Here is a 7,008-nt window from a genome sequence, read left to right as displayed (position 1 = left end):
CTCAGAATTTCTTATTAATTCATTGAAATACAAAAGGAAACGGCGGGCTTTTGGCCCGCCGCTCTTCTACCCCGAAACTCGTCGTTCGGCGGCTTTTTGCCGCTCTCCTCCCTAAACTCAGGCAGCGCCCAAGAGGTAGGCTCTTTAGCGCGGCCGCTTGGCCTTGCCAAGACCTTTTCTTTCGATCGTCAGCCTCCCGTCGAACAATTGTTAGGATGCAAGGTCGTTCGACGACAAACAAATTTCCTTACCGCTTCGATGATCATCCGATGACCACGTACTTGATCACAAACAGGACAGCGAGGATTGCAACGGCGGGATGAACGTCGGCGTAGCGGCCTGCAGCGACCTTGATGCCGGCGTACGAAATGAATCCAAAAGCGATGCCGTCGGCAATCGAGAAGGTGAATGGCATCGCGAGCGCGGTGATGACTGCCGGCGCCGCTTCGGTGATGTCGTTCCACTCCACTTCGGTGAGGCCGCGGGCCATCAGGCAGGCGACGTAGAGCAGGGCGGGCGCGGTGGCGTAGGCTGGAATGGTGCCCGCGAGCGGTGCGAAGAACAGCGCCAGCAGGAACAGGACCGCCACGGTGGCTGCAGTGAGCCCGGTCCGCCCACCTGCGTTGATGCCTGACGCACTCTCGATGTAGCTGGTCGTGGTCGATGTGCCCACGGCCGCGCCGATCATCGCCGCGCTGCTGTCGGCGATCAGCGCGCCCCGAAGGCGGGGTACGGTGCCGTCCTTGCGCATGAAACCGCCGCGATGGGCAAGCGCGATCAACGTGCCGGTATTGTCGAACAAGTCGACGAACAGGAAGGCGAACACGACCGTCACCAAGCCGACGCTGAATGCGCCGGCGAGGTCCATCTGGAGGAATACCGGCATGACCGAGGGCGGCACCCCGACGATGCCGCCGAACTTCTGCTGGCCGGCCATGACGGCAATGACAGTCACCGCCAGGATGCCAATGATGACCCCGCCCATGATCTTGCGGTACTCCAGAGCCACGATCAGGGCGAAGCCGAGAGTGGCCATGATCACCGGAAACGACGTGAGCTTGCCGTGCGTGACAAGCGTTGCCGGATGCGCGACGACGATGCCGGCGTTCTTGAGCGCGATCAGGGCGAGGAACAGTCCGATGCCTGCGGCGATCGCCATCTTGAGCGACTTGGGGATCGCATTGACGATCCATTCTCGGATCGGCAGCACGCTGATGATCAGGAAGATCACGCCCGAGATGAATACGCAGCCCAGCGCCACCTGCCAGGTATGACCCATGCCGCCGACCACGCCGAAGGCGAAGTAGGCGTTCAGCCCCATGCCGGGGGCGAGCGCGATCGGGTAGTTGGCGAGGAACGCCATCAGGAGGCAGCCGATCGCGGCGGCAATGCAGGTCGCGGCGAACACCGCCTCGAACGGCATGCCGGCGACCTTAAGAATGTCCGGATTGACGAAAATGATGTAGGCCATCGTCAGGAAGGTCGTGATGCCTGCCACGACCTCCGTCCGAACGGTGGTCTTGTTCTCGCTCAGCTTGAAAATCTGTTCGAGCATGCCTCTCTCCCCCGGTTGTCGCGCTGAGTGTGCGGGCATTGCCCTGTGCAAAACCAGCCAGCGCCGGCCAAGTTTGCCTTTGCAAGGCTCGTTCCCTACAGTCCGCCGCCACTCCCGAACGCCCGAACGAGGACCGATTCAGCATGCGGATGAGCCAGTATTTCCTGCCGACCCTGAAGGAGAATCCGGCCGAGGCGCAGATCGTGTCGCATCGCCTGATGCTGCGCGCCGGCCTCGTTCGCCAGACCAGCGCCGGCATCTATGCGTGGCTGCCGCTCGGCCTTCGCGTCCTCAAGAATATCGAGCGGATCGTGCGTGAGGAGCAGGACGCTGCCGGTGCCCAGGAAGTGCTGATGCCGACCATCCAGTCGGCGGACTTGTGGCGCGAGAGCGGGCGCTACAATGCCTACGGTCCGGAGATGCTGCGCTTCAAGGATCGCCACGACCGCGAGATGCTGTTCGGGCCGACCAACGAAGAGATGATCACCGTTCTCTTCCGGGATGGGGTGAAGAGCTATCGCGATCTGCCAAAGAACCTCTATCACATTCAGTGGAAATTCCGGGACGAGGTGCGGCCACGTTTCGGTGTCATGCGCGGGCGCGAGTTCCTGATGAAGGACAACTACTCGTTCGACATCGACAGGGCGGGTGCCATCCGCTCCTACAACAACATGTTCGTAGCCTACCTGCGTACCTTCGCGCGCATGGGCCTGAAGGCGATCCCGATGCGCGCCGACACCGGCCCGATCGGAGGCGACCTCAGCCACGAGTTCATCATCCTGGCCGAGACCGGCGAAAGCGCCGTGTTCTGCCACAAGGGGCTGGTCGACAAGGATATCCTCGGCCGCGCGATAGACTACGCGAGCGACCTGCAGCCGATCGTGAACGAATGGACCTCGCTCTATGCCGCGACGGACGAGAAGCACGACAAGGATGCCTTCGAGAAGATCCCGGAAGGGGAGCGTCTTGCCGCACGAGGGATCGAAGTCGGCCATATTTTCAACTTCGGGACCCAGTACTCCAAGCCGATGAATGCGGTTGTGGCCGGCCCCGGCGGCGAGCAGATCACGGTCGAGATGGGTTCCTACGGCATCGGCGTGTCGCGCCTGGTGGGCGGCATCATCGAAGCAAGCCACGACGCGGCCGGCATCGTCTGGCCGGAGTCCGTCGCCCCCTTCAAGGTCGCCATCGTCAACCTGAAGCCGGACGACGGCCCCGTCTCCGGCGCTTGCGTGAAGCTGTATGAAGCCCTGCAGGCAAAGGGAGTCGAGGTCCTGCACGACGACCGCGACCTGCGGCCCGGCGCCAAGTTTGCCGACATGGACCTGATCGGCACGCCTTGGCAGATCATCATCGGCCCCAAGGGACTGGCGGCCGGGAAGGTCGAACTCAAGAACCGCAGGACCGGCGCCCGCGAGGAATTGCCGATCGATCAGCTCATGCAGCAGTTCGGCTGAAGCGGAGGATACCGCCCATCATGGCCTTCGCCGCCGTCGAGCGCCTGATCGCCTTCCGATATCTGCGGGCGCGCCGCGAGGAAGGGTTCATCTCGGTGATCGCCGGTTTCTCGCTGGTTGGCATTACGCTCGGCGTCGCCACCTTGATCGTGGTCATGGCCGTGATGAACGGCTTTCGCGTCGAGATGCTGCGGCAGATGTCCGCCATCAGCGGCCAGCTCGGTGTCCAGGGAAGCCGCGAAGGCCTGGAAGCCACGCCGGATCTGCTGGCCCGCATCAGGGCCGTCCCCGGTGTCGTCAGCGCCACGCAATCTGCCGAAGGGCAGGTCATGGCGGTCGCCGGCGACCGGGTCCGGGGCGTGATCCTTCGCGGGATGCGGCCGGAGGACTTCCGTGCCCGCTTGCCTCTTGCGGCCGCGATCGACGGACCGCCCGAGACGCGCGAACGCTATCGAGGCCTGTGTCGCGGCGAGGATGACAAGCCCATCGACTGGGGCACGCTGCAGGGCTTTGGCGACGATTTCTCGGTTGCGGTCGGACGCCGACTTGCCGACCTGATGGGCCTCAAGGTCGGCGATCGGCTGCAACTCGTATCGCCGATCTCCGTGGCAACGCCGTTGGGTGTCATGCCGCGATCCGTGTCGGCCCGTGTGTCGGCGATCTTCTGCGCGGGCATGTACGACTACGACGCTAATTTCGTGTACGCCCCGCTCGTCGACGTCCAGCGCCTTCTCGATCTCGGCAACAAGGTGACGGGCATTGAGGTCTTCGTGGGCGACAATGCCTCGCTCTCGAACAGCCGTCGGCTGGTGACCCAGGCCGTGGGTTTCCAGGGTTGGGTGTTCGACTGGTTTCAGGCCAATGTAAGCTTCTTCTCGGCGATCCAGGCGCAGACGAACGTGATGTTCCTGGTGCTGACCCTGATCGTGCTGGTGGCTGCCTTCAACATCGTTTCCAGCCTCGTCATGCTGGTGCGCACCAAGACGGCGGACATCGCCATCCTGCGGACCATGGGAGCCAGTCGCGGTGCCATCCTGCGGGTATTCCTGATCGATGGCCTGGCCATCGGTGGAGCAGGGACCGTCATCGGCGTTGCTTTGGGCCTCGGCTTTGCACGCAATATCGAGGCGATCCGGCAATGGTTGCAGCACACCTTCGGTCTCGTGCTGTTCGACGAGACACTTTATCTTCTCGCCGAGATGCCCTCGCATATCGAGTGGATGGAAGTGGCGGTGATCGCCGGCATGGCCCTGGTCTTCGCGCTGATGGCCTCGCTTTATCCCGCCTTGCGGGCGTCCCGCCTCGACCCTGTCGAAGGCCTGCGTCGTGAGTGATCGGGCACCCGCCGTCGAACGCTGGCTGGCGTGGCGCTACCTGGCAACCCGTCAGCGAGAAGGCTTCGTCTCGTTCATCGCCATCTTCTCCCTGATCGGTGTGGCATTGGGAGTGGCGACCCTGATCGTCGTGCTGTCGGTGATGGGCGGATTCCGCCAGCAGTTGCTCGGCCGCATCATCGGCATGAACGGTCATGTCGTGATCACGGCCCCCGGTGGTGTGGTGCAGGCCACGGCCGAACTGCTGGAAAAGCTCAGGGATACGCCTGGCGTTCGCGCCGTGCGGCCGGCACTGGAACGTCAGGCCCTGGTGGCAGCCAACGGCCTGACACGAGGAGCCATGCTGCGGGGCGTGCGCGCGGACGATCTGCTGACACGTGATATCGTGACCAGAAATATTGTCCATGGCGAGCTCGGCGCGTTCGGCACGAGGCCCGGTGTGGTCATGGGCGACAGGTTGCGGCAGATCTTGAACGTCAGCGCCGGCGACAAGGTCACGCTGGTGACGCACCGGCTCAATGAGAACGGCACGATCGCTCCGCGCTATTCCGACTATGACGTGCTGGCGAGCTTCATGACGCGTCGCTACGAATTCGACGGCGCCCTGCTTTTCGTGCCGCTCGAGATGCTGCAGGAAGATCTGGAGTACGGTCACAATGCCGTAAGCTCGATCGATCTGGAACTTGCCGATCCGGCGGCGGGCCCGCGCGTGGCCCGGGAACTTCGCCGCTCACTCAGCCGCGACGATCTCAAGATTTCGGACTGGCTCGGCCTCAATGCCCGCTTCGTGGGCGCGTTGCAGGTCGAGCGGGTGATGATGTTCGTCATCCTCACGCTGATCGTCGTCGTCGCGGCGATGAACGTCGTGGCAAGCTTCACCATGCTTGTACGCGTAAAGCGCGGCAGCATCGCCATCCTGCGCACCATGGGAGCAACGACACCAACGATCGTGCATGCCTTCTTCCTGGCGGCGGCGGCGGTCGGGCTTGTCGGTACGGCCGTTGGCACGGCGCTCGGGCTGCTGATCTGCGCCAACATGCCCTCGATCGGCAGATTGCTGGCGATGATTACCGGCGCGTCCGGCGGTGGCAACGCCGAGGTGGATTTCATCACCTCCATGCCGGTTCGGGTCCAGGCATTCGAAGTGGTCACGATCGTTGGCGTGGCCATTCTGTTGTCGCTGGCAGCCGCGGCTTATCCTGCCTGGCGCAGTACCCGGGTCGAACCGGTCGAGGGACTCCGATATGAGTGATGCCATGTTTCCGCTGTCTCTGCGCGAGATCAAGCGCACTTTCGTGCAGGGCGACCGTCGTCTTGAAGTGCTTCGGGGTGTGTCGCTCGACCTGCGGCCAGGTGAGATCGTGGCACTGGTGGGCCAATCGGGCAGCGGCAAGTCGACCTTGTTGCATATCGCAGGCCTTCTCGAGCAACCCGACGATGGCGACGTGATCCTGGATGGCAAGGCGGCGGGCCCGCTCGGTGATCGCGGGCGGACGGCGTTGCGGCGGCGGTTCCTGGGTTTTGTCTATCAGTATCATCACCTGTTACCGGAATTTTCGGCACTCGAGAATGTGATGCTGCCGCAGATGCTGAACGGCCTGTCGCGCAGCGAGGCCCGTGTCCGGGCGGCGGACTTGCTGGCGATGGTCCAGCTGAAGGAGCGAGGGGATCATCGTCCCGGCCGCCTCTCCGGGGGCGAACAACAGCGTGTGGCGATCGCGCGAGCCGTGGCAAATGCGCCGAGGGTGCTTTTGGCGGACGAACCAACAGGAAATCTCGACGCGGCGACGGCGGATGTCGTGTTCCGCCAACTCCTGGCGCTGGTCCGGGAAACCGGCATGGCGGCGCTGGTCGCCACTCACAATCCGGACCTCGCCGCGCGTATGGACCGCACTGTGACACTGAAGGACGGTGTATTGTCGTCCTGACAGTCCACAGGTTCCGGCGCGATGATGGCACGTGGCCATAGCCGATTTCATTCATCTCAAAGTCCGGTCCGCCTATTCGCTCACTGAAGGGGCGAACAAGGTCGATGCTGTCGTGGCCCTTGCCAAGGGGCAAGCGATGCCGGCCGTCGCCGTCACCGACCGCAACAACCTGTTCGGCGCCCTGGAATTCGCGCAATACGCCGCGAAGGCGGGAATCCAGCCCATCATGGGCTGCGATCTTGGACTCCGGCGAGAGGAAGAAGGTGGCATTGCCTCGGCCAGCAAGTTGCCGTCGGTCGATTGGCTGACCCTGCTGGTCCAGAACGAGCAGGGCTATCTCAACCTGATGCGCCTGGTGAGCAGAGCCCACCTGGAATTCAAGACCGGCTCGATGTCGGCATTGCCTCTGTCTGAACTGGAAGGCCATAGCGACGGCCTTCTGGCGTTCACCGGCAGCACCGGCAGCGGCGTCGGGCGACTGCTGCTGGCGGGTCAGGCGCCGGCGGCGGCCCACATGCTGGAGCGGCTGCAGACGCTCTTCGACGGCCGGCTCTATGTCGAGTTGCAACGCCATGGCGAAGACGGCGAGCGGCGTATCGAGGCGCCGCTGCTCGATCTTGCCTACGCGCGCAACCTGCCGCTGGTGGCGACCAACGACGTGCATTTCCCCAAGGCATCGATGTACGAGGCGCACGACGTCCTCCTCTGCATTGAGCAGGGTGCACACATTGAAG

6 protein-coding genes are annotated in these 7,008 nt (G+C 63.5%); 5 read left to right on the top strand and 1 reads right to left on the bottom strand.

Going from position 1 to position 7,008, the window contains the following annotated elements; genetic code table 11:
• Nucleotides 1-262 precede the first annotated feature (262 nt).
• Complete coding sequence (locus EPO55_RS05125) at nucleotides 263-1,555, bottom strand: NCS2 family permease (RefSeq protein WP_296335397.1); 1,293 nt, start codon at nucleotides 1,553-1,555, stop codon at nucleotides 263-265.
• Nucleotides 1,556-1,698: 143 nt separating this feature from the next.
• Between EPO55_RS05125 and proS the strand changes: the two genes are divergently transcribed.
• The 5 genes from proS to EPO55_RS05100 form a co-directional block, all read left to right on the top strand.
• A complete protein-coding gene (proS, locus tag EPO55_RS05120; RefSeq protein WP_296335395.1) occupies nucleotides 1,699-3,012 on the top strand; it encodes a proline--tRNA ligase in 1,314 nt (437 codons plus the stop codon).
• A 20-nt stretch (nucleotides 3,013-3,032) separates the two neighbouring features.
• Nucleotides 3,033-4,346, top strand: a complete 1,314-nt coding sequence (locus tag EPO55_RS05115) for an FtsX-like permease family protein (RefSeq protein WP_296335394.1) — start codon at nucleotides 3,033-3,035, stop codon at nucleotides 4,344-4,346.
• Nucleotides 4,339-5,598, top strand: a complete 1,260-nt coding sequence (locus tag EPO55_RS05110) for an ABC transporter permease (RefSeq protein WP_296335393.1) — start codon at nucleotides 4,339-4,341, stop codon at nucleotides 5,596-5,598. Before EPO55_RS05115 ends, EPO55_RS05110 begins: the two co-directional genes overlap by 8 nt.
• Nucleotides 5,591-6,274 carry an ABC transporter ATP-binding protein gene (locus EPO55_RS05105; protein WP_296335392.1) on the top strand — a complete coding sequence of 228 codons (684 nt, stop codon included), beginning with the start codon at nucleotides 5,591-5,593 and terminating at the stop codon, nucleotides 6,272-6,274. The genes EPO55_RS05110 and EPO55_RS05105 overlap by 8 nt, the downstream gene beginning before the upstream one ends.
• A 31-nt stretch (nucleotides 6,275-6,305) precedes the next feature.
• Nucleotides 6,306-7,008, top strand: a 703-nt coding sequence (locus EPO55_RS05100) for a PHP domain-containing protein (protein WP_296335390.1), incomplete at its 3' end; no start/stop codon positions are given.

The sequence above is a fragment of the Reyranella sp. genome, assembly GCF_004296935.1.
Classification (GTDB): domain Bacteria; phylum Pseudomonadota; class Alphaproteobacteria; order Reyranellales; family Reyranellaceae; genus Reyranella.
This window is presented reverse-complemented; position numbering and strand designations above follow the sequence as displayed.